This window comes from Bradyrhizobium sp. UFLA05-112 (assembly GCF_053572325.1).
The window spans coordinates 1-21,479 of sequence record NZ_JBANBK010000097.1; the positions used below are offsets into that span (position 1 = coordinate 1).

The window sequence follows — 21,479 nt, forward strand, 5'->3', positions numbered from 1 at the left end:
TCAGTCCTGCCAACTAGACAGACTGAATCACTGGTATCTCTGAGTCGCAACCGCGGCCTTTTTCAACGGAATCGGCCACGACCAGACATGCAGTCGAAACCAAAAGGTCGCCCTACTGATATTTCAGGAATCGACTGCGGCAGCGACCCACCTCGAAGAGTTTTACGAAAGACTTGCCCAAATCGAGCAAGGCCCTCACGTGAAGCGCTCGATGATCCCGTAAAGACGCTCGCAGGCTCTTGCGAGATGCTTCCTTGGCACGGTTGCGATGCCCAGAAGAAGTCCCGATCGTCCGGCAGCCGGGCGCGCGTACTAGGCTGACAAGGGGGCTGGTGCAATTCCAAACGCCAGGGTCTCCCTCGCAATGGATGTGTCCGGCGTGCCGTCGGACAATCGCAGTAGTACAGCCAATCCGGCTGTCGCGATGGCGGCATCCTTGACGTGCAGTTGAAGGCACTCCAGCAACGCGTCTCGCTGAGCGGAGTAGGCACGCTTGGTACGCCGAAGATGGCGCATGTAGTGGCCTTCGCGCATGAACTCGGCGGTCGCAAGCTGCACGGAAGGCCCAGGCGGCGGCGCGAGACATGCGGCGACCTCCGCGAAGCGAGACAGGAGCGTAACGGGCGCGACGAGGAAACCGAGCCTCAACGTGGGACTGATCGTCTTGCTGAAAGAGCCAATGTGGATGACGCACCCATTGCGATCGAGTGAGGCAAGCGCCGGCGCTGCCCGCCCCTTCAGCTGCAGTTCGCTCAGATAATCGTCTTCGATCACCCACACGCCTTCGTGGGCGGCCCAGTCGAGCAGGCGTAAACGCCGCTCCAGCGATAAAGTAAATCCGAGCGGGGCTTGCTGCCCCGGTGTCACGACAACAACCTTCGCGTCCGGGAAGTGACGCAGCCCGTGGTCGACATCGATGCCGCTGGCGTCGACCGGTATCGGTGCAAGCGACAATCTTGCCAGTTCCAGGCCCCGTCGGGTGAACGGGAAGCCGGGCTCCTCGATCCACACTTTCTGTCCCTCAAGCCCAAGAACCCGCAGCGTCAGTCCCAGGCCGCTGCTGTATCCCCCGGTTACGAAGACTTGCGAGGGCGAACATTCGATGCCGCGCGCGATGGCAAGATAACCGGCAACTTCGCGCCGGAATTCAAGTTCTCCTCGCGGGTCTGGGTAATTCGGCGGCGAGCCAACTTCTGCGCGAACGGCATGTGCACGGATTCGCGCGAGCAGCGTGGCCGGAAATGTCTCCTCTGCAGGTACCCCCATCTGGAAGATGGCCGGTCCCTGGGTCATCTGCTGGTACATCTCCATGAACGAACCCGGATCGGGAGGCTGTTCGGACCGGCTCACTGCGCGAGGCCGCTCCGCGACGTGGGTCCCGGTAGTTCGCGAAGCCACGATGAGCTGCGCCGCGGACAGCTTTTCGTAAGCCGCGCGCACGGTGCCGCGCGCAACGCCAAGCTGCGCTGCGAGGTCTTGCCGGGATGGCAGGCGCGCGCCCGGTGCGAGCAAGCCGCTCTCGATGGCCACGCCGATACCATCCCGGATCTGGTCAGCCAGCGGCGTCTTCGCAGAACGGTTGAGTTCCAATCGAAACGGCCTGGCCATGTTCTCGTGGTACACGATTTTTGTAAGTTCTTGGTGCTTTTTTCTGACCCAAGGCAAGGGCATTTCTCCAGGCGAAAGGAGAAAAGTCATGATGATACGAACTCTCGTCGCCGCGTACGCCACCCTTGCCGTTGCAACCAATTCGCCGGCCTTCGCGCATGATGTTGGCGACAAGGTCACGCCGAACTTCGAGCAGGCGATACCAAACATTCCGGGCAAGTCGCTGACCGCCGTCGTCGTCGACTATCCGCCAGGTGCGGCTTCCGTTCCGCACACGCACGCAAGGTCGGCCTTCATCTACGCCTACGTCGTTTCCGGAGAAATTAAGTCGAAGGTGAACGACGGCAAGCCGCGGACCTACAAGGCGGGCCAGAGCTGGTCCGAGCCACCCGGCGCCAGACATCCCATCAGCCGCAATGCGAGCAAGACCAAGCCGGCAAAGCTGCTCGCAGTCTTCATCGTCGATACCGACGACAAGGCACTGACCACACCCGTCAAATGAAAGACTGAACATCCAGGAGAACAACAATGACCAAACGCATCGACTACGACGAGATCGCTCCGAACGGCCTAAAGGCGCTCGGCGGCGTCTATGGCTATGTCATGCAGAGCTTCCCGCCGAGCTGGTTGAACTCGTATATTTGCGTGTCTCGCAGATCAACAACTGTGCCTACTGCCTCGACATGCACACCCGCGACCTCATCAAGAGAGGCGTAAAAGTCGAGAAGCTCGCGCTGGTGCAGGCCTGGGCCGAATCCGGCGATCTCTTCAGTCCGCGTGAGCGTGCCGCGCTTGCTTGGGCCGAAACCGTGACTCGCGTCTCGGAGACCGGCGTGGGTGTTGAGGCTTTCCGGGCCGCGTACACAGTCTTTGCGGAAAAGGAACTGGTCGATCTCACGATCGCAATCGGCCTGATGAATGCCTACAACCGGATCGCCATCAGCTTCCGGAAAACGCCGCAGGCAATACTCGAACATGAGCGCGTGCGTCGGAGCGCGAGCAGCCAGGGAGCTTCGTTATGAAGATATTCGTTGCTGGCGCGACCGGCGCCGTGGGCCTTCCGCTTGTGCGGGCGCTATGCACGCTTGGTCATCAGGTGACCGGCATGACACGCGCCGGTCCGGGCGCAGACCGTCTCCGCGAACTTGGCGCCTCGGCCTCCGCCGCTGACGCATTCGATCCGAAGGCAGTACGCGATGCGATCGAGGCGGCGGCGCCGGATGCGGTGATTGACCAATTGACCTGGCTTCCCGCCAATCCCGCCGACACCATCAAGTCCATGCCCAATGATACCCGCCTTCACCGTGAGGGCGGGAGGAATCTACTCGCTGCGGCCAACGAGCTCGGCGTCAGGCGCTACATCCTGCAGTCGCGTGGCTTTTACCTCGATGCTCCCCGAGGACAACTCGCCGACGAGACCGCCAAACTCCGCTATCACGCGCCCGGCGAGATCGGCGAGAGCACGCGCGCCATCGGAGCGTATGAGGATCGTGTCCTGGCGTCGGCAGCCCTGGAGGGCGTGGTTTTGCGCTATGGCTTCTTCTACGGTCCCGGCACGTGGTACCGCCCGGACGGAGCCATCGCCGAGCAGGTGCGTAATCGCGAGTTGGCGATCATCGGCGAAGGCAACGCCGTCTGGTCCTTCGTCCACATCGATGACGCGGTCGCCGCAACGGTTGCCTCAGTGAGAGCTGAACCCGGGATCTATAACGTCGTGGACGACGATCCGCTGTCCATCTCCGAATGGCTGCCGGCCTTCGCCCGCTGGGTCGATGCACCCGAGCCGTCACGGGTGAGCGTGGAAGAGGCGCTGAAGACCGTGGGCGAGGAAGCGGTCTACTACCATACGAAGCTGACGGGTGCCTCCAATAGCCGCGCTAAAGCGAAGCTCGGGTTTGCGCCGCGCCCGTTGCTTTGGAAAAGGCCGCCCAGGTGAAGGCAGATTGCGCGATGATCCTCTTTTACCCCTGATTTGCCCGACGCGTCAAGCTAATTTCTGTAAATCCGCAATCACGTCCGGCGGGCGTCACGTACTGTGCATGGGGTTGTTTTTCAGATTTTGATGGAGAGCGCCATCGGGGCCGCTCCCGCGTCAGGTCGCAAACCCCGGTCCGGCCTTCGCCGCGTTCATGCGCGAGCGGATCAGGAGCAGCGCGACGATGCCGATGTTGAGCGCATTCCACGCCACGCCGTTGGCGAAGGCGGCGGCGTAGGAGCCGGTGGCATCAAAGATCACGCCGGAGATCCAGCCGCCGAAGGACATGCCGAACACGGAGGCGAAGATCACGATGCCGACGCGGGTCGCCGCTTCGCTGGCCGGCATCGCCTCGCGCACGATGATGGCGTAGCTCGGCACGATGCCGCCCTGGAACAGGCCGAACATCGCGGAAATCAGAAAGAGCGAGGTCAGGCTGTCGAAGAACAAATAGAAGACGAGCGCAAAACATTGCGCCAGCGATCCGACCAGCAGCGTACGGATGCCACCGATCTTGTCGGCGAGGTAGCCGGAACCGATCCGGCTGACGATGCCGCAGCCCATCATCAGCGACAGCATCTCCGCGCCGCGCGCCACGCCGTAGCCGAGGTCGCCGCAATAGGCGACGATGTGGACCTGCGGCATCGCCATCGCCACGCAGCAGGAGATCGAGGCGATCGACAGCAGCACCGTCAACGTGTTGGTCGACAGCCCGAGATCGACGCGCGGCGGCGGCGCGTTGGCGTGATTGCGAACCTTGTCGTCGCCGATCTGGGCGCGCAGGATCAGCACCAGCATCGCCATCGTGCTCGCGCAGACGATGCCAATTCCAATGTGGGTCATGCGCCAGCCGGCGGTCTGCACGCCCCAGTTCACGATCGGCGGCCACATCGCGCCCGCGATGTAATTGCCGCTTGCCACGATCGTCACAGCGAGGCCGCGATAGCGCTCGAACCAGTGCGAGGCTTCCGCCATCAGCGGCGCAAAAGTCGCTGATGTCCCGAGCCCGATCAGGAAATACACCGCCACGAACTGCCAGAGCTGGGTCGACACCCCGGCCAGCACGTTGGCGACGCCGAGAAAGGCGATGCTGATCGCCATCGCCGGCACGATGCCGAAGCGATCGGTGATCTTGCCCGCGATCACGCCACCAAGGCCGAAGCCGAACATCATGAGCGTGAAGGCCAGCGACACCGCGCCGCGCGTGGCTGCGAATTCGGCCTGCACGACGGGGATCACGACCACGACCGCCCACATGCCGACAGCGCCGATCGACCCGATCACGAGCGCAAGCACGAGCCGCACCCAGGCCTGACGCGAATCAGGGGTGAAGCCGGCCGGACGTTGCGGGTGATTTGGCGCGTGCACGGCGCGACCTTCTTCGGTGACCGCCTTGCGGTCAAGCATCATGCTACGATGTTGGGCATGCGCGGTGCACTGCGGTAGGAAGAGCTTGGCGGAACCAGGCTTTGCCATTACTTTGTAATCTGCGTGTGCATCATTGCCGCGCGAGGGCATGTGACGGGATGTTGTTGCAATTGACGCGATCGATGCGGATCAAGGTGGGGCGGTTCGTCGCCCTCGCCTATCTGTTCTGCGTTCTCGCGCCGGCAGCAGCCCTTGCCTGGGGCAGCAGTGCCGCGCCGTGCCTTGGCGATGATCTGCAGACCGTCGTTCTCGCGCCGGAGCACCATCACGGCGCGAGCCAGATGCACGCCGACGGCGGCCATGATCACGCCGCTGCGCATGCGCATCACCAGACCGTTGCGCAGGATGCGCCCGCACAACATCATCATGACGGCAAGGGCACACCTGGCCCCTGCTGCGCGATGATGTGCGCGAGCGCGCTGCCGGCCACCCTGCCCGACGTCGTCAAGCCGGTCCAGCCGATCTCGGCCTGTGCGCCCGAGATCGCGGTGAGCCTGCACAGCGAGGCGCCGCCCCTGCTCTACCGTCCTCCCATCGCCTGATCTGACGTCACGACGTGAGGCCTCGCGCATTTTGCGCGCACGGGCTCGTGGTCATCAGACAGATCAGGGATTACCCATGCTTACGCTTCCCGGGGCGAGGTTTGCCGCCGCATCTGCGGCGCGCGGACGGCACTTTGGATTCATCTGGCCGATCCTGGCTACAACGGCGCTCGCGTTGTCCGGCTGCATGCCCGCGACAACAGCGCCGCACGCGAGCGCTGATCCTGCCGATCCCGCAGCGAAAGCCGCGCGCGTCGATTATCGTTCGACGATCGCGCCTTACAGCAGCCTGCGACCCGCGACGCCTGCGCCATGGCGCGAGCGCAACGACAGTGTCGCGCCGCCAACGAAGTCGGATCGGTAGGAGAGCGCCGTGGCACACCCATTCGCGCGCGGCCTGCTCGCATTCGCCGCGCTTGGCCTTTCCGGCTGCGCTGCGTTCTCGCCGGACAGCGGCATGAGCACCGTCGCGGACCTGACCAGCCGGACCATCAACAAGGATGTCGCTTTCGTGCGGACGGCCGAGGGGGCCGACGCAGTCAACGACGGCGTTCGCCGCCTGCTGTCGCGCGCGCTGAGCGCGGATGCCGCCGTGCAGATCGCGCTGCTCAACAACAAGGGGCTGCAAGCAGCCTATAACGAGCTGGCGCTGGCCGAGACCGATCTCGTCGAGCAAAGCCTGCCGCCGAATCCGGCCTTCTTGGTCTCGCGGATTTCGGGCAATGGCGCCAGCGAGGTCGAGCGGCAGGTGGTCGGCGACATACTGGCGCTGGCGATGCTGCCGTTCCGTTCCGAGATCGCCCGCGACCGTTTCCGTCAGGCGCAGCTGCGTGCGGCGCTGGCAACACTGCGGCTCGCAACTGACACGCGGCGCGCCTATGTCCGCGCCGTTGCCGCCAACGAGATGGCGGCACTGCTGACCGATGCGAAGTCGACGGCGGAGTCCACCGCGCAACTCGCCGTGAAGCTCGGCGAGACCGGCTCGATCAACAAGCTCGATCAGGCCCGCGAGCAGGTGTTTTATGCCGAGACCACCGCCGATCTCGCCACCGCCCGCCAGGCGGCAACGAGCGCGCGGGAGCGGCTCGCGCGGCTGATGGGGCTGTGGGACGACGGCCTCGACTTCCGCCTGCCCAACACGTTGCCGCCGCTGCCGCGCCGGACGCTCGCGCTACCCTCGATCGAGACCGATGCGGTCGCCCATCGCATCGACCTGCAGATCGCGCGGCTCGAGCTCACGGCGCTGGCAAAGTCGCTCAATCTTACGGAGGCGACGCGCTTCGTCACGCTGCTCGATCTCGCCGGCATCTCCCGCCGCACGCAGGATCCTGAAGGCGCGCCATTCCGCGAGCGCGGCTTCGACGTGCAGTTCCAGATCCCGATCTTCGACGGTGGCGAGGTGCGGGTGCGGCAGGCGTCCGAGACCTACAATCTCGCCTTCAATCGCCTCACCGAGCGGGCGGTCAACGTGCGCTCGGAAGCACGCGATGCTTATCGCGTCTACCGCTCGACCTACGACATCGCCAGCCACTACCAGCGCGAGATCCTGCCCCTGCGCAAGATCATCACCGAGGAGATGCAGCTTCGCTTCTCCAGCATGCAGGTCGATATTTTTGCGCTTCTGACCGAGGCACGCCAGCGCCTCGCCTCGCTGCGCGGGGCGATCGACGCGAAGCAAAAATTCTTCCTTGCGCAGTCCGATTTGCAGACCGTCGTCAACGGCGGCGGAGCGCCTGCGGGCGGCAGCGACAATTCGACGACCATCGCCGCGGCAGCGCCTGCCGATGGCGGGCACTGAGATGGAGGCCAGCATGTATTCCCGCAGAGGATTTTTAGGCACCGCCGCACTTGCAAGCGCGTCAGCGATCAGCGGCCGCATTCAGGCCGCATCGATTCCGGAAGCCCCGCACATGGACAAGGTGGTGATGCAGCCGCCGTTGCATCCGGCCAGCGGGCCCGACTATCGCCCCGTCGTCACGCTGAATGGCTGGACGCTCCCGTTCCGCATGAACGGTGACTGGAAGGAATTCCATCTCGTCGCCGAGCCCGTGGTGCGCGAATTCGCCGAAGGCATGAAGGTCAACCTCTGGGGCTATAACGGCCAGTCGCCGGGCCCGACCATCGAAGCCGTCGAGGGCGACAAGGTCCGCATCTTCGTCACGAACAAATTGCCCGAATACACCACGGTGCACTGGCACGGCATGATCGTGCCGAGCGGCATGGACGGCGTCGGCGGGCTCAATCAGCCGCACATCCCGCCCGGCAAGACCTTCGTCTACGAGTTCGAGATGAAGAAGAGCGGGACCTTCATGTACCACCCGCATTCTGACGAGATGGTGCAGATGGCGATGGGCATGATGGGCATGGTCGTCGTGCATCCGCGCGATCAGGATTTCCGGCCCGCCGACCGCGACTTCGTCTTCGTGATGAGCACCTATCGCGTCGACCCCGGCACTTATTTGCCAAAGGTCAACGAGATGACCGATTTCAACATGTGGACCTGGAATTCGCGGGTATTTCCCGGCATCGATCCCTTAGCCGTGCGGCTCGGCGACAAGGTGCGCGTGCGCATCGGCAATCTCAGCATGACCAACCATCCAATCCATCTGCACGGCCACAGCTTTGCGGTGACCTGCACCGACGGCGGCTGGATTCCCGAGAGCGCGCAATATCCGGAGACGACGACCGACGTGCCGGTCGGCGCCGTGCGCGTGTTCGACGTTCTCGCCGACAATCCCGGCGACTGGGCGTTCCACTGCCACAAGTCGCATCACACCATGAACGCGATGGGCCATGACATGCGCAATCTCATCGGCGTCTCGAAGAAGGATCTCGCGCGTGCGGTCGGCAAGCTCGCGCCCGACGCCATGGTGATGGGCCAGTCGGGCATGGCGATGGGCAACATGGAGATGCCCGCGCCCAACAACACGCTGCCGATGATGATGGGCTCAGGCCAGTTCGGGCCGATCGAGATGGGCGGCATGTTCACAGTGATGAAGATCCGCGAAGGCATGGCGCGCGACGATTATAGCGATCCCGGTCCCTATCAATTCCCGCAAGGCACCGTCGCCTATGAGGTCGCATCACCGGCCGCGGAGCCGGCACGGCAGCAGAACGCACCGATGAAGAAAATGAAGATGTGAACGAACGTTTCGACGACCAGCAACTGGAGAACAAGATGAAGAAGACGACAATGATCCTACTTGCCGCACTTTCGCTTTTGGCCGCGCCTGCACTCGCACACGAGCATCATGCCCATGAGAGCTTTTCGGCCGGCGAGCCCGGCGATCCCAACAAGCCGGCGCGCATCATCGAGATCGCGCTGAGCGAGATGGCCTATGAACCCTCGCGCATCATCGTCAAGCGTGGCGAGCAAATCCGCTTCGTGCTGCGCAACGTCGGCAAGGAGGACCACGAATTCCTGCTCGCCACCACGAAGGAAAATCTCGCGCATGCCGAGGTGATGAAGAAGCATCCGCATATGGAGCACGACGACCCCAACGGCGTGAGGCTGGCGCCGGGCAAGACGACCGAGATCGTCTGGAAATTCACCAAGGCCGGTACGTTCGAATTTTCCTGCCTGATTCCCGACCACCGTGACTACGGCATGGTCGGCCGTGTCATCGTGAAGTGAGCAATGGAGACTCCCATGAACCGCATCGCCGCCGCTCTGGCGCTGAGCATCGGCCTGTCTCTCGGCGCGCTCGCTGCCGAGGGCGCCGCGATCAGCGGCGAGGTCAAGAAGATCGACGAGGGCGCGGGCAAGATCACGCTCAAGCACGGACCGGCCAAAAGCCTCGGCATGGATGAGCCGATGACCATGGTCTACCGCGTCAAGGACCCGGCGGTGCTGAAGCAGGTCAAGATCGGCGACAAGGTCACCTTCGAGGCCGAGGAGGCGTCGTCGGGGTATACGGTGACCAAGATGCAGAAGGCGAAGTAGGGCGCCTGCCACAACTACCGTCATACCGGGGCGGCTCGAAGAGCCGAACCCGGAATGACGCCGCGTTTTGATCCCTTCCTCCACCCTCTCGTTAACCCTTTGCTAACCATACACCGGGCAAAAATTGCCGGGTGAAGTCGAGTGTCGTCGGCCGCGTAAAACGGGAGCTCCCGTGGACGCCAGTGCGGTGCCTCACTTTCGGAACGGTGGCCCATCGGCGGCCGCGCAGACGTTTGGCGCGCGTGGGCGGCAATCGCGCGGGGAGGCAGCAACGATGGTCGACGTCACTGCAGGTCAAGGCGTGGGCAGCCCGAAGCCCGGCCTCCCCTCCCTCACCGAGATCGGCAACATCCTCAAGCGCGGCGACATTGCGCTGGCGCTCGGCATCCTCACCATCCTGGTGGTGCTGATCCTGCCGCTGCCCTCGATCGTGCTCGACCTCTTCCTGGCGATCTCGATCACGCTCTCGATCCTGATCCTGATGACCTCGCTATTCATCCAGGCGCCGCTGGAATTCTCCGCCTTCCCGACCATCCTCTTGATCTCGACCATGCTGAGGCTCTCGCTCAACATGGCTTCGACCCGCCTGATCCTGTCGCGCGGCCATGAGGGCACGGATGCGGCGGGCCACGTCATCGAAGCCTTCGGCAACTTCGTGATGGGCGGCAATTTCGTCATCGGCATCATCGTCTTTGCCATCCTGATCATCGTCAACTTCGTCGTCATCACCAAGGGTTCGGGCCGCATCGCCGAGGTCGCGGCGCGCTTCCACCTCGATGCCATGCCGGGCAAGCAGATGGCGATCGACGCCGATCTGTCCGCAGGCCTGATCGACGAGAAGGTCGCCAAGGAGCGCCGCAAGGCGCTGGAGGACGAAAGCGGCTTCTTCGGCGCCATGGACGGTGCCTCGAAATTCGTCCGCGGTGACGCCATCGCCGGTCTTCTGATCGTCTTCATCAACGTCGTCGGCGGCATGATTATCGGCGTCGCGCAACAGGGCCTCTCCTTCGCCGACGCCGGGCGCAGCTACACGCTGCTGACCGTCGGCGACGGCCTCGTCACCCAGGTGCCGGCGCTGATCGTCTCGACCGCGGCCGGCTTGCTCGTCTCAAAGGCCGGCGTCTCCGGGGCCGCCGACAAGGCGCTGATGAGGCAGTTCTCCGGCTATCCGCAGGCGCTCGCGATGTCGTCGGCAGTGATGATCGTGCTGGCGATTCTGCCGGGCATCCCGACCATCCCTTTCCTCGCGTTGGGCGCCGGCGCCGGCGCGCTCGCCTGGTCGGCGCGCAACCACAAGCGGAGCACGGCCAGGGCCGAGGCGGCCGCCAAGGCCGCTCCTGCCCCCGGAACGCCGGGCGCGCCCGGCGCCGCCGCGGCGGAGGAGCCGATCTCGGCAGCGCTCAAGATCGACGATCTCAAGATCGAGCTTGGCTATGCGCTCCTGCCGCTGGTCAACGGACCCGACGGTACCGACCGCCTCACCGAGCAGATCAAGGCGCTGCGCCGCTCGCTTGCCATCGAGATGGGTTTTGTGATGCCGGCTGTCCGTATCCTGGACAACGTCCAACTCGAAGCAAACACCTACATCATCAAGATCAAGGAGGTCGACGCAGGCACCGGCAAGATCTGGCCGAACCAGTTCATGGTGATGGACCCCGCGGGCAACCAGGTGCAGGTGCCAGGCATCCACACCACTGAACCGACGTTCGGCCTGCCCGCGACCTGGATCGATGCCAGCCTCAAGGAAGAGGCTTCGCTCAAGGGCTACACCGTCGTCGACGCCGCGACCGTGCTTTCCACCCACCTCACCGAGCTGCTCAAGACGAATATGTCTGATCTCTTGTCCTATGGTGAGGTGCAAAAGCTGCTCAAGGAGCTACCGAAGGAGCAGAGCGAGCTGGTCAAGGACATCGTGCCGGGGCAAGTCACCATCTCCGGCATCCAGCGCGTGCTGCAACTCCTGCTCGCCGAACGCATCTCGATTCGTGATCTTTCGACCATTCTTGAAGGCATCGCCGACTCGCTCGCCTTCTCGCGCAATCCCGCGACCATGGTCGAGCATGTCCGCGCCCGCCTCGCCCGGCAGATCTGCGCGCAGAACACTTCCTATAACGGCTACCTGCCGCTGATCGCGCTGTCGGCGAAGTGGGAACAGGCCTTTGCCGAATCCATCATCGGCCAGGGCGAGGAGCGCAGCCTCGCGATGCAGCCCTCGAAACTCTCGGAGTTCATGACCGCCGTGCGCGAGGCCTTCGAGCGTGCGGCACGTGAGGGCGAGGCGCCGGTGCTGGTCACCTCTGCGGCAATTCGTCCCTTCGTGCGCTCCCTGGTGGAGCGGTTCCGCGCCCAAACCACCGTGCTGTCGCAGGCGGAAATCCATCCGCGGGCGCGGCTGAAAACGGTCGGAAGCATCTGATTTGCTTCTGATTTGCTAGAGTTCCGTCTGTGTTTTTTCGCCACAGGCAACTGGTTTTTGTAATTTTTAGGCAACCCGCTGATATGGTTCAGGAACTACCTACCACTTAGCTAACGGACTGAGTTACCTTAATAAATATTCACGATCGCGATTTTTCGATCGCGATCGTTCACGTGTTTTCACGCCCTTGTGATCGCCCCTTGGGAACGAATCCACCCAATACTAGGTTGTTGGGCACCGAAGGCATGAACCTCGCCGATGAAGCCGGCGACTACTTCGGTAGATGGCGGCAGGAGGCTTCCATGAACCACTCGATCTACAGCGCGGATCGATCGACCCATCTCAAGATCGTGGTCGTCGCCCTCGTTGTTGGCGTCGCGGTGGCGGGCCTCGGCATCACGGCGCGATCGGGTTCCGATGACGGCACGACCCAGACCGCCCGCGTCATCAAGGCCGGCAAGCCGGTTGTGATCACCAGTTCGAACGCTTCACTCGTTCGCTAAGGAGATTGAACGGAATTCAGGAATTCACGTGGCTCTTTACCAGCCCCCCAAAGTCGCCATGTGGATATGTAGACGACCCCAACCCCAAGTCGACTACAGAAAGCGCCCGCCCCCCACGGGCGCTTTCTCATGTCTGGGGTGCTGATTTTCCCTGCGGGCGACGATCGCCGCCGAGACGGCACGCTACATCTCCCCACCCACCACCGTCATTCCCCGCGAAAGCGGGGAATCCAGTACGCCGCGGCTTCTCTGTAACCTCGCGCTGTCTCTGGAATACTTAATCGTCCGCATTCGCGGACGATGACACGGAGAAGGCGGCGGGCGCGGTTATTTCCTCGGCGGCGGTGCCTGCACCGTCGGCGCGGCAGCGGCGAACAGATCTTCTTTCCTGCCGGTGAGCGGCGGGTAGATGCGCTGGTGATTGATGATGTGCTTCGTCGCTTTCGCCGCAGCGCCTGTCGTGCGCACCTCTCTGTCCCAGCCTTCAGTATAGAGCGCGCCCCAGCCGCCGAGATCGAGCACCGTCACATACCAGTCGATCTGCAGCGGCAGCAGCGGCTGGCCGACGAGATCGGCGACCACATTGTGGCCGGCGAAGCGGCCCATGGGGCGGGCGAACTGGCAGGACATCACGGTCGGATGCAGCCCGTCGACCACGCTCGAGGCGACATCGCCGGCGGCGAAGATATGGGGGAGATCGGCGATGCGCATAAAGGGATCGACCAGGATGCGACCCAGACGGTCCCGTTCGACCGGAAGCGTCGACGCAATCGGGCTCGCGCGCATGCCGGCGCACCAGATCACCGTCTGCGTCGGAATGACTTCGCCGGAGCTCAAGCGGACGCCGGCCGCATCCATCGCCTCGACCCGCACGCCGAGACGGGTCTCGACATCGAGCGCTGCGAGCGCCTCGTTGATGACGGGACGGGCCCGCTCGCCGATGGTCGCGCCGACAACCGGGTTCGGATCGACCAGGATGACACGGCCGCCGGCGATGCCGGCCCGCGCGAACCGGTCCGGCATCTCGGCGGCGACCTCGATACCGGTGAAGCCGGCGCCGACCACCAACGCCGTCGTTCGCCCCGGCGCCAGCGCGCTGCGGCCAAGCGCGTCGAGATGGTTTTCAAGCTTTCCGGCTGCGGCAAAAGTGTCGACGTCGAATGCGTACTCGGCGAGCCCTGGAATATTCGGCCGCGGCACCTCACTGCCGAGCGCCAGCACCAGCCGATCATAGGCGAGGGTTTCGCGCGCGCCATTCGCGGCAATGGTGACGCTGCCTTTCGCCACCTCGATAGCTTCGACGTCACCGAGTCTGTGACCGACACCGACGGGATCGAGCAATTCTGAAAGCGGAAGCGCAACCTTGCTCAGATCCACCTCGTAATTGCGCACGCGGATGTTGTGATAGGGATTGCGGTCGATGACGAGGATCTCGATGTCGCTGCCGGCCGCACCGATCTCGTCGCGCTTGCGCGCAGCGCCGATGGCGGCCCATAGCCCCGCGAACCCGGCACCGAGCACAATGACACGCGCCATCCCAAGTCCTGCTGCCCTAGTCCTGCCTGCGCAGCCTACGGCCCGAGCGTCCGCGCCACGCGCACACTCATATAGCTCATCCGGTTCGGCGGGCCAAACCAAAGGCGCGCGGCGGAGCGGCGGGTCTGGAGCGCGCGGCTGAAGGCGCCGCCGCGCAGAACGTGGCCTCTGCAATCATCCGTGATCCACGCCGAGCCATCATTCGGCGCGCCAACGTAGTTGTCGTGCCAACAATCCTCGACCCAGTCGTAGACGCTGCCATGGACCTCGAAGAGGCCGAAGAGATTAGCCGATGGCAGCGTGGATGCCGTGGTCGCGATCGTCACGATGCCGATATCGGCGACCAGATCGGCGGCCGCGATATCGGCCAGATGCGGATCGGCGCCATCGCCCCACCAAAAGGCGGTGGTCGTGCCGCCGCGCGCGACATATTCGCGCTCGGCTTCGCTCAGGAGCCGATAGGGACGCCCCGTCAATCGCGACAGCCACTGCACGTAGTGGCTGGCCTCCTGCCAGAGGATGCCGCTCACCGGATCGCGCACGTGCTCCGGCTCGGTCGGATGAGGATTGCAGGCCTTGGCCGCCACGCAGGCGCTCCACTCATCGACGCTGACGGGCCAACGTCCCGCAGCGAAGCGCGGCAACGTCACTTGGTGCTGCGGCCGCTCGTCCTCGGTGCTGCCCACCTCACTTGCGCTCGCCCCCATCATGAAGCTGCCGTCGGAGACGACCACCATCTCGGGGCAATGCGCGCATTCCCTGAAGCGATCCTTGGGCCTGAGCGCCGCTTCCTCGCCGCGCGAGAGCGGCTTTGACAGGCGCATGTCGAGGATCGCGGTATCGGTGCTCGCCAATGCCAGGCTGATCGGAGCCTGCTCGATGGTTTGCGCCGACGCGATCGGTGCCGAAAGAGCGGACATCAGCAAGGCTAACAGGGCAAACGGCCGGTCAATGAACCCGCCCATGAGACCCTCCCGGTCACGTCAGTGTGACCTCTAAAATGACTTCTTCAAAACGTGCTTCGAACTCCTGCGAAGCTCGCCGGCGAGCGGCACAATTGCGTGCGAAAAGCGGCGCCGCGGTTCTCGTCAATGCGATGATGATGCGAGGTGAATGTTTCAGGCGTGTTTCACGGCGCGCGAAAGCAGCTTCGCGATGAAGCGCTTTACCGCTTTTGACGGCGACAAAACGTCTCAATTTCACGCGCGGCGTGCGCCGGCTGCGAATTCACGACATGATTGCAGGCATCGGCGCGATCACGCCTCGCGCAGCTCCGACGGAGTCGCGCCGAACCGCTTGCGGAAGGCGCGGTTGAAATAGGACAGATCCGCAAAGCCCGAGGAATGCGCGATGTCGCTGATCTTGCGTGCGCGCGATCGCGGATCATGCAGCAGCTTTCGCGCGAGCAGCAGGCGCTGCTCGAGCACGAACTCTGTGAAGGTGGTGCCCGCTTGCTCGAACAGGCGCTGCGCCTGACGCGGGCTGAGGCCCGAGCGTCCGGCGATTTCCGACAGGCTGAGATCGCTGCGCCCCAGCGCCGACATCACGTCGGCGCGCATCAGATCGAGACGCGCGGCGGCGTGGCCGCGACCGCGGGCAAGCGCGGCATGCTCCGCATCGGTACCGAGCAGGAGGCCAACGAGATCGACCATGTGCTGCGCGGTGAGGCGCTGGCCAACCGCATCGAGATGCGGCGCGTGATTGGCGGCGAGCGCATGATAGCGCGTGATGGTTTCGGCGACCGCACCGTCGGAGAGGAGTTGCGAGATCTTCTCCTCGGCGCGCGGATTGATCTCGAGCAGCGCGCGGCGCGGCATGCGAATGGTGGTGAAACGATCCTGCTCGGTATGGCCGACGGTGCCGGTGACGCTGAGATCGGCGAGCACCATCTGCGACGGCACGAGCTCGATGGTGTGGCCGTTCTGCTGGACGCGGACGAGACCCGAATGCGCGGAAATCAGCACGAGATCGTCACAGCCGTCGGCGAGGCCTTCTCGCGTGCGCGAGAACTGCGCGGAGGCGCCTTCGGGAATTCCGAGCACGATGTTGCCGACCAGGCTGACCTGCAGTCGGCAATCGATGCTGTCGCCGCGGCTGGGCGCGACGTCGAGCCCGCACGATCCGAAAGCCCGCTCACGCCAGTGCTCGAACGCCGGGCCGTGCGGCAGCCCAGTATACTGATGAATGAAGATGCCCGGCGGCTTCGCTGGATCCAGCATTCGATATCTCTCGCCCCTTCACTCCGGCGCGAACCGCGCCGGCACAGCCAAATTGCGCGAATTTGACGCAGTGAAACGGAAGGAGGTTCAAATGGGGCGCTGGAGACCGCTCGAATTGTCGGGGTGCGACGCTGAGATGGACCATAGCGACACCGCAGACCGGAGAACTACGGACTCAGCCATCGCGAGTGTGGAAGACGCGCTTGTCGCACTCTCGCTGTCATCGCCCGCCTTGTGCGCAATTGCGCACTGGGGCGGGCGATCCAGTATTCCAGAGGCAGTGATGGGATACGGAGAAGCCGCGGCGTACTGGATTCCCCGCTCCAGTGCGCAGTGGCGCACAAGGCGGGGAATGACGGCGGTGGGTAGGGTAGCGTGTAGCCCGATCGACGGCGTCACTACTTCTTCGCGCCGGCCGGCGCCTGCGGCTGGGACGGCACCGTCTCGATCAGCTTGCCGGAAAATACCGGCGCGGATGTCGGCTGGCCGCTGGGCGAACCACCCGCCGGCTCGACGGTGACGGCGTAGGTGGCGGCATTGATGACGTCGGCATCGTAGCCGGCGAGCACCGGGCGCGCGGTGAAGTCGCCATTGTTGATTACGCCGAGCGAGCGCGGGCGCGGCAGCTTGTCGGAGATCAGCCAGAGCTCAAAGCTCTTGCCCGGCTCCGGAGTGGCACCCACTTTACGCACCGTGAAATTCTTGGTCGCGCCGTCGATGGTGAGGATGAAGGCAGGGCCGCCACCCTGCCCCTGCAACAGCGCGACATATTGCGATGACGACGTAAGCGGCGCGGCAGGCGTCTTCACCTCGACGTTTTGAATCTGCGGCGCGGGACGGAGCGCGCCAGGCAGCGCATCGGGCCGCAGGATCTGAAGCGACAGCACCACGAAGAGCGCAGCGGCAAGCGCACTGAGGCCGGACGCTATGCGTCGCCAGCGCTTCACGCGGCCTTCGAGATAGACGACGTTGGTGTCGTCGACGATTGGCACCTGCGAGACGGTGACATCGGGCGCATGGACTTGCGGCATGAATCGCGGTGCGATATCGGGCGCAGCTTCCGACTCGGCCGGCGGCTCCGGCACCTCCGGCAGTGGTGACGTCGACGCCTCAGGCCGCGCCTGCGGCTCCTCTGTTGCCCGAGTCGGACCGATCGCGGCCTTGATGTTTTCCCACACGATTGGCCGCGGCTCGACCGAGCCGACCATCTGGTTCAACACGCCCAGCCGCAATTGCCAGGCCTGCACGAGACCGGCGAACTCCTCGTCCACCGCCATCATGGTCTCGACCTGCGCGCGCTCGTCGGCATCGAGCGTGCCGAGCGCATATTCCGCGGCAAGCACGATATGGTCCTCAGTGTAGGCCATCAATGTCCTCCACCTCTCCCCGATGGGGAGAGGTGGACCGTCGTTGCTGCGCTAGCTCGTGCCACTTTCGTCATCATCTAAAGCCCAAGGCACTCGCGGATGTCCATCATGCTGCGCCTCAGCCACGTCTTCACCGTGTTGACGGGCGCGGAAAACTTCTGCGCCAACTGCTCGCGGCTCCAGCCGTTGTAATAGGCGAGAAGCACGAGCTTCTGGCGGTCCGGCTCGAGCCGGCCGACACATTCCAGGAGCCGCTTCAACTCCTCCGTCATCTCGCGCCGAGCAAGCGGATCGGGGCTGTCGGCGGCAACTTCCATCGCCTGAGGCTCCTCCTCGATCGAGGCTTCGGTCTTCTTGCGCACCAGGTCGATAGCGCGGTTGCGCGCGATCGACGCCATCCACGTGATCGGCGAGGACAGCGCCGGATTGAACTGGCCCGCGCTGTTCCAGATCTTGACGTAGGTCTCCTGAATGACCTCCTCCGCGAGATCCTGTCGGCGCAAGATACGGAGCACGACTCCATAGAGTTTCGCGCGCGTGGCGCCGTAGAGGCGCTCGAAAGCCGCCTCGTCGCCCTTCGCCACCGCTGCAATCAGCCAGACCAGATCTGCTGGCGTCAGCATTCAGTCCCCCAACGCGCCGCTTCACCTCTCCCCGGCGGGGCGAGGTCGATTTGCGCAGCAAATCGGGTGAGGGGGCTCAGGGCTCACGGGAGACCGTAACCCCTCACCCGGCGCTCCGCGCCGACCTCTCCCAAAGGAAGAGGTCGACACCTCCGTCGCTGGCACAGCTCTCATCCCCACCACCATAGCGCGCAGCAAAGCCCGTCACCAAGGGGCCGGGCGCCACGCTGTGGACATCGCACGCGAAAAGCCCGGCGCCCGTTAGGGTCCGGGTTCACGCAATTCCCTGGCTGTGGGCCTTGACCGCCTTAGGCGATGGCGCCGATGCGGGCGCGCATCAGGCCGATGCTGTCGAGGTCGGCCTGCTCGCGGGCGCTCTCCTCGGCGCGCTCGCGCGCCTGGTCGCGCTCGTCCAGGAGCTCGACCTTCTTCAAATCCTCAAAAGCCTCGGCCAGCGCGCCCTTGGCCTCTTCGAGCTGGCCCTTCAGCTCATCGGCCGAGCGGGTCAGGTTCTCGCGGCGCTGGATCGCGGCCTTGGCATAGGTCGGATAGGCAAAATGCGAGGGATCGTTGATCCCGGCGCGCTCCTGCTCGGTCAGGATCTCGCGTTCGAGATCGACAGACATGCGCTGGAAGTCCGCGATCATGCTCTCGATCTGGGTGACCCTGCGGCGCTTCTCGTCGACCTGAAATTTCTTCAGGCGGATGAGCGTTTCACGTGACTTCATCGACTCGTACTCCCCAGAAGTCCCTTAGCTGCACGTGGGACAACACCGGTCTCCCCGATCCCGAAACTGGGCCCCGACCGGCTCTGCTACTCTGTGGAGCGGATGATGGCCTGACAAAGTTAGCGTTCCGTTTCCAAATTCTGGAGGATTTGCGCCAACTGGCGGTAGCCGTCCGCCAAACCGGCACTTTCGTCCTTGCGCTGCCGCAGGAAGGCCTCCAGTGGCTCATGGAGCCGGATCGCCTCGTCGACTTCGGGGCTGGATCCCGCCCGGTAGGCACCCAGCCGGATCAGTTCCTCCATGTCGGCATAGGTCGCCATCACCTGACGGGCCTTCTGAATGGTCGGCCAGAACTGCGGATCGGCCGATTTGGGCATGGTGCGGGAGACGGATTTGAGGATGTTGATGGCGGGGTAACGCCCGCGCTCGGCAATGGATCGCTGCATCACAATGTGACCGTCGAGGATGCCGCGGACGGCGTCCGCGATCGGCTCGTTGTGGTCGTCGCCGTCGACCAGCACCGTGAAGATCGCGGTGATGGCACCAACTCCCATGCCGGGACCTGCGCGCTCCAGGAGCTTCGGAAGCTCGGTGAAGACGGTCGGCGTATAGCCCTTGGCGGTCGGCGGCTCGCCGGCGGAGAGGCCGATCTCGCGCTGGGCCATGGCGAAGCGCGTCACCGAGTCCATCAGGCAGAGCACATCCTGATCCTCGTCGCGAAAATATTCGGCGATCGCCAGCGTCAGGTATGCGGCCTGCCGCCTCATCAGCGCCGGCTCGTCTGATGTCGCGACCACGACGACGGAGCGCGCCAGGCCCTCTTCACCCAGGTCGTCCTGCAAGAATTCCTGCACCTCGCGGCCGCGTTCGCCGATCAGGCCGATGACGCTGACATCGGCGTCGACGTTGCGCGCGAGCATCGACAGCAGCACGGATTTGCCGACGCCGGAGCCGGCAAAAATGCCCATGCGCTGGCCACGGCAGCAGGTCAGGAACGTGTTGAGCGCACGCACGCCGAGGTCGAGCGGCGCTCCGACGCGTTTCCTCGAATGCGCCGGTGGCGGCGAATTGCGGAACGGCATTGGCGAGGTGCCCTGCAGCAGCGGCCCCTTGCCGTCGATCGGCTCGCCCAGCGCATTGACGACGCGGCCGAGCCAGGCCGCCGACGGCCGCACCTGGTTGGCGGCATTCGCGATCACGGCCTTGCAGCCGCGCCGCACGCCTTCGAGTCCGGCAAACGGCATCACGACAGCGTTGTTGCCGGAAAAGCCGATCACCTCGCAGGGAATGAAACGGTTCGCGCCGGTCTCGATCACGAGCCTCGCGCCCACCGACATCGCGTGAATGGGACCGGCGACCTCGACCATCAGGCCACGCACGCCGACGACGCGACCGTATATATTGACGCCGTCGATGTCCCCGATCTGCTCGGCGAGCGCCTTCATGACTTAGCCTTCATTCGGGCCCTTCATGACGAAACCCTTAAATTTCGCCACATTTCTGAACGGCGCTTAACTTCGTGTTTACCCGCATCATTAATCATTGCGTCACTGTCTTTGTGACTGAGCGCCTGCCCGACAGAAGAAGGGGAGTCGCGAGAGTCGGTTAGGCCCGTCTCTTAAAGTGGAACTTGAACGGAACCGGGTGACGAAAACTGCTTCTGCGCAATATCTTAGGGCGATTCGACAAAAATTGCACCGTGAGGACTTGCGTTCCAGAATCAGACTTTGTTAACCATGTGACGTCAGGATCCGAATCAGTTGTTCAAAGGCGTTTTGTTGAGTGCCGCGAATGCGGCCGACCTGACGCCCGGAGCGGCGACTATGGGGAACTGGCATGCGCGTTTTGCTGATAGAAGATGACAGCGCCGTCGCGCAGTCGATCGAGCTGATGCTGAAGTCTGAAAGCTTCAACGTCTATACGACCGACCTGGGGGAAGAGGGCGTCGATCTCGGTAAGCTATACGATTACGACATTATTCTTCTCGACCTCAACCTGCCCGACATGTCCGGCTACGACGTGCTCAAGCAGCTCCGGGTCTCCAAGATTAAGACACCGATTCTGATCCTCTCCGGCCTCGCCGGCATTGAGGACAAGGTCAAGGGTCTCGGCGTCGGCGCCGATGACTACATGACCAAGCCCTTCCACAAGGACGAGCTGGTGGCCCGCATTCACGCCATCGTGCGCCGCTCCAAGGGCCATGCCCAGTCGGTCATCCAGACTGGCGACCTCGTCGTCAACCTCGACACCAAGACGGTGGAAGTCGGCGGCCAGCGCGTGCATCTGACCGGCAAGGAATACCAGATGCTGGAGCTGCTCTCGCTCCGCAAGGGCACGACCCTCACCAAGGAAATGTTCCTCAACCACCTCTATGGCGGCATGGACGAGCCGGAACTGAAGATCATCGACGTCTTCATCTGCAAGCTCCGCAAGAAGCTCGCCAACGCCTCCGAAGGCCGCAACTTCATCGAGACCGTGTGGGGCCGCGGCTACGTGCTGCGCGAGCCGCACGAGGCCGACGAGCGGATCCCGGCCTAAGACTTCCTTTTGTCGCGAGCCCAAGGGCTCGCTCCTCCCCGACTGGACCCCGC

At 63.9% G+C, this 21,479-nt stretch carries 20 protein-coding genes and 2 pseudogenes; 12 read left to right on the top strand and 10 right to left on the bottom strand.

The window, feature by feature from the left end; all coding sequences use genetic code 11:
* Positions 1-195 precede the first annotated feature (195 nt).
* Positions 196-1,608 (bottom strand): annotated as a pseudogene (gene pdxR / locus SO180_RS36040) (MocR-like pyridoxine biosynthesis transcription factor PdxR).
* A gap of 88 nt (positions 1,609-1,696) precedes the next feature.
* Here pdxR and SO180_RS36045 point away from each other — a divergent pair.
* The 3 genes and pseudogenes from SO180_RS36045 (at position 1,697) to SO180_RS36055 (ending at position 3,544) form a co-directional block, all read left to right on the top strand.
* The gene (locus SO180_RS36045) at positions 1,697-2,110 is read left to right on the top strand and encodes a cupin domain-containing protein (RefSeq protein WP_449383567.1); all 414 of its coding nucleotides are present in this window, start codon (positions 1,697-1,699) and stop codon (positions 2,108-2,110) included.
* 26 nt (positions 2,111-2,136) lie between these two features.
* Positions 2,137-2,630, top strand: a pseudogene (locus SO180_RS36050) (carboxymuconolactone decarboxylase family protein).
* A complete protein-coding gene (locus SO180_RS36055; protein WP_449383568.1) occupies positions 2,627-3,544 on the top strand; it encodes an NAD-dependent epimerase/dehydratase family protein in 918 nt (305 codons plus the stop codon). The pseudogene SO180_RS36050 and the gene SO180_RS36055 overlap by 4 nt, the downstream one beginning before the upstream one ends.
* A 156-nt stretch (positions 3,545-3,700) precedes the next feature.
* On the opposite strand, the gene SO180_RS36060 is transcribed toward SO180_RS36055, so the two are convergent.
* A complete protein-coding gene (locus SO180_RS36060) occupies positions 3,701-4,993 on the bottom strand; it encodes an MFS transporter (protein WP_449383569.1) in 1,293 nt (430 codons plus the stop codon).
* 140 nt (positions 4,994-5,133) lie between these two features.
* Here SO180_RS36060 and SO180_RS36065 point away from each other — a divergent pair, with 140 nt between their 5' ends.
* From SO180_RS36065 to SO180_RS36100, 8 genes are all read left to right on the top strand, one after another.
* Complete coding sequence (locus SO180_RS36065) at positions 5,134-5,553, top strand: hypothetical protein (RefSeq protein ID WP_449383570.1); 420 nt, start codon at positions 5,134-5,136, stop codon at positions 5,551-5,553.
* A 76-nt stretch (positions 5,554-5,629) separates the two neighbouring features.
* Positions 5,630-5,917: a hypothetical protein gene (locus SO180_RS36070; RefSeq protein WP_449383571.1), complete on the top strand. Its 288-nt coding sequence runs from the start codon at positions 5,630-5,632 to the stop codon at positions 5,915-5,917.
* A 9-nt stretch (positions 5,918-5,926) separates the two neighbouring features.
* The gene (locus tag SO180_RS36075; protein WP_449383572.1) at positions 5,927-7,351 is read left to right on the top strand and encodes a TolC family protein; all 1,425 of its coding nucleotides are present in this window, start codon (positions 5,927-5,929) and stop codon (positions 7,349-7,351) included.
* 13 nt (positions 7,352-7,364) lie between these two features.
* Positions 7,365-8,696, top strand: a complete 1,332-nt coding sequence (locus SO180_RS36080; protein ID WP_449383573.1) for a multicopper oxidase family protein — start codon at positions 7,365-7,367, stop codon at positions 8,694-8,696.
* 35 nt (positions 8,697-8,731) lie between these two features.
* The gene (locus SO180_RS36085) at positions 8,732-9,187 is read left to right on the top strand and encodes a cupredoxin domain-containing protein (protein WP_449383574.1); all 456 of its coding nucleotides are present in this window, start codon (positions 8,732-8,734) and stop codon (positions 9,185-9,187) included.
* A gap of 15 nt (positions 9,188-9,202) precedes the next feature.
* On the top strand, positions 9,203-9,496 hold the full coding sequence (locus tag SO180_RS36090) for a copper-binding protein (protein ID WP_449383575.1): 294 nt from the start codon (positions 9,203-9,205) through the stop codon (positions 9,494-9,496).
* A gap of 274 nt (positions 9,497-9,770) precedes the next feature.
* On the top strand, positions 9,771-11,912 hold the full coding sequence (gene flhA / locus SO180_RS36095; protein ID WP_449383576.1) for a flagellar biosynthesis protein FlhA: 2,142 nt from the start codon (positions 9,771-9,773) through the stop codon (positions 11,910-11,912).
* A gap of 302 nt (positions 11,913-12,214) precedes the next feature.
* Positions 12,215-12,415, top strand: a complete 201-nt coding sequence (locus tag SO180_RS36100) for a hypothetical protein (RefSeq protein WP_449383577.1) — start codon at positions 12,215-12,217, stop codon at positions 12,413-12,415.
* Positions 12,416-12,742: 327 nt separating this feature from the next.
* Here the strand turns inward: SO180_RS36100 and SO180_RS36105 are convergent, their stop codons facing one another.
* The 8 genes from SO180_RS36105 to fliI all read right to left on the bottom strand — a co-directional run bounded on the left by SO180_RS36105 (position 12,743) and on the right by fliI (position 20,333).
* Positions 12,743-13,951 carry an NAD(P)/FAD-dependent oxidoreductase gene (locus tag SO180_RS36105; protein WP_449383578.1) on the bottom strand — a complete coding sequence of 403 codons (1,209 nt, stop codon included), beginning with the start codon at positions 13,949-13,951 and terminating at the stop codon, positions 12,743-12,745.
* A gap of 35 nt (positions 13,952-13,986) precedes the next feature.
* Positions 13,987-14,916 carry a formylglycine-generating enzyme family protein gene (locus tag SO180_RS36110; protein WP_449383579.1) on the bottom strand — a complete coding sequence of 310 codons (930 nt, stop codon included), beginning with the start codon at positions 14,914-14,916 and terminating at the stop codon, positions 13,987-13,989.
* Positions 14,917-14,929: 13 nt separating this feature from the next.
* Positions 14,930-15,154: a hypothetical protein gene (locus SO180_RS36115; RefSeq protein ID WP_449383580.1), complete on the bottom strand. Its 225-nt coding sequence runs from the start codon at positions 15,152-15,154 to the stop codon at positions 14,930-14,932.
* A gap of 53 nt (positions 15,155-15,207) precedes the next feature.
* Positions 15,208-16,167, bottom strand: a complete 960-nt coding sequence (locus SO180_RS36120) for a helix-turn-helix transcriptional regulator (RefSeq protein WP_449383591.1) — start codon at positions 16,165-16,167, stop codon at positions 15,208-15,210.
* Between the two features lie 401 nt (positions 16,168-16,568).
* The gene (locus SO180_RS36125) at positions 16,569-17,537 is read right to left on the bottom strand and encodes an anti-sigma factor (protein WP_449383581.1); all 969 of its coding nucleotides are present in this window, start codon (positions 17,535-17,537) and stop codon (positions 16,569-16,571) included.
* Between the two features lie 77 nt (positions 17,538-17,614).
* Complete coding sequence (locus SO180_RS36130; RefSeq protein ID WP_449383582.1) at positions 17,615-18,160, bottom strand: sigma-70 family RNA polymerase sigma factor; 546 nt, start codon at positions 18,158-18,160, stop codon at positions 17,615-17,617.
* 308 nt (positions 18,161-18,468) lie between these two features.
* Positions 18,469-18,888 carry a flagellar export protein FliJ gene (fliJ, locus tag SO180_RS36135; protein ID WP_449383583.1) on the bottom strand — a complete coding sequence of 140 codons (420 nt, stop codon included), beginning with the start codon at positions 18,886-18,888 and terminating at the stop codon, positions 18,469-18,471.
* Between the two features lie 119 nt (positions 18,889-19,007).
* The gene (gene fliI / locus SO180_RS36140; RefSeq protein ID WP_027527630.1) at positions 19,008-20,333 is read right to left on the bottom strand and encodes a flagellar protein export ATPase FliI; all 1,326 of its coding nucleotides are present in this window, start codon (positions 20,331-20,333) and stop codon (positions 19,008-19,010) included.
* Between the two features lie 391 nt (positions 20,334-20,724).
* Here fliI and ctrA point away from each other — a divergent pair, with 391 nt between their 5' ends.
* Entirely contained in the window at positions 20,725-21,426 is a 702-nt protein-coding gene (ctrA, locus tag SO180_RS36145; protein ID WP_016848562.1) for a response regulator transcription factor CtrA, read from the top strand.
* Positions 21,427-21,479: the final 53 nt, after the last annotated feature.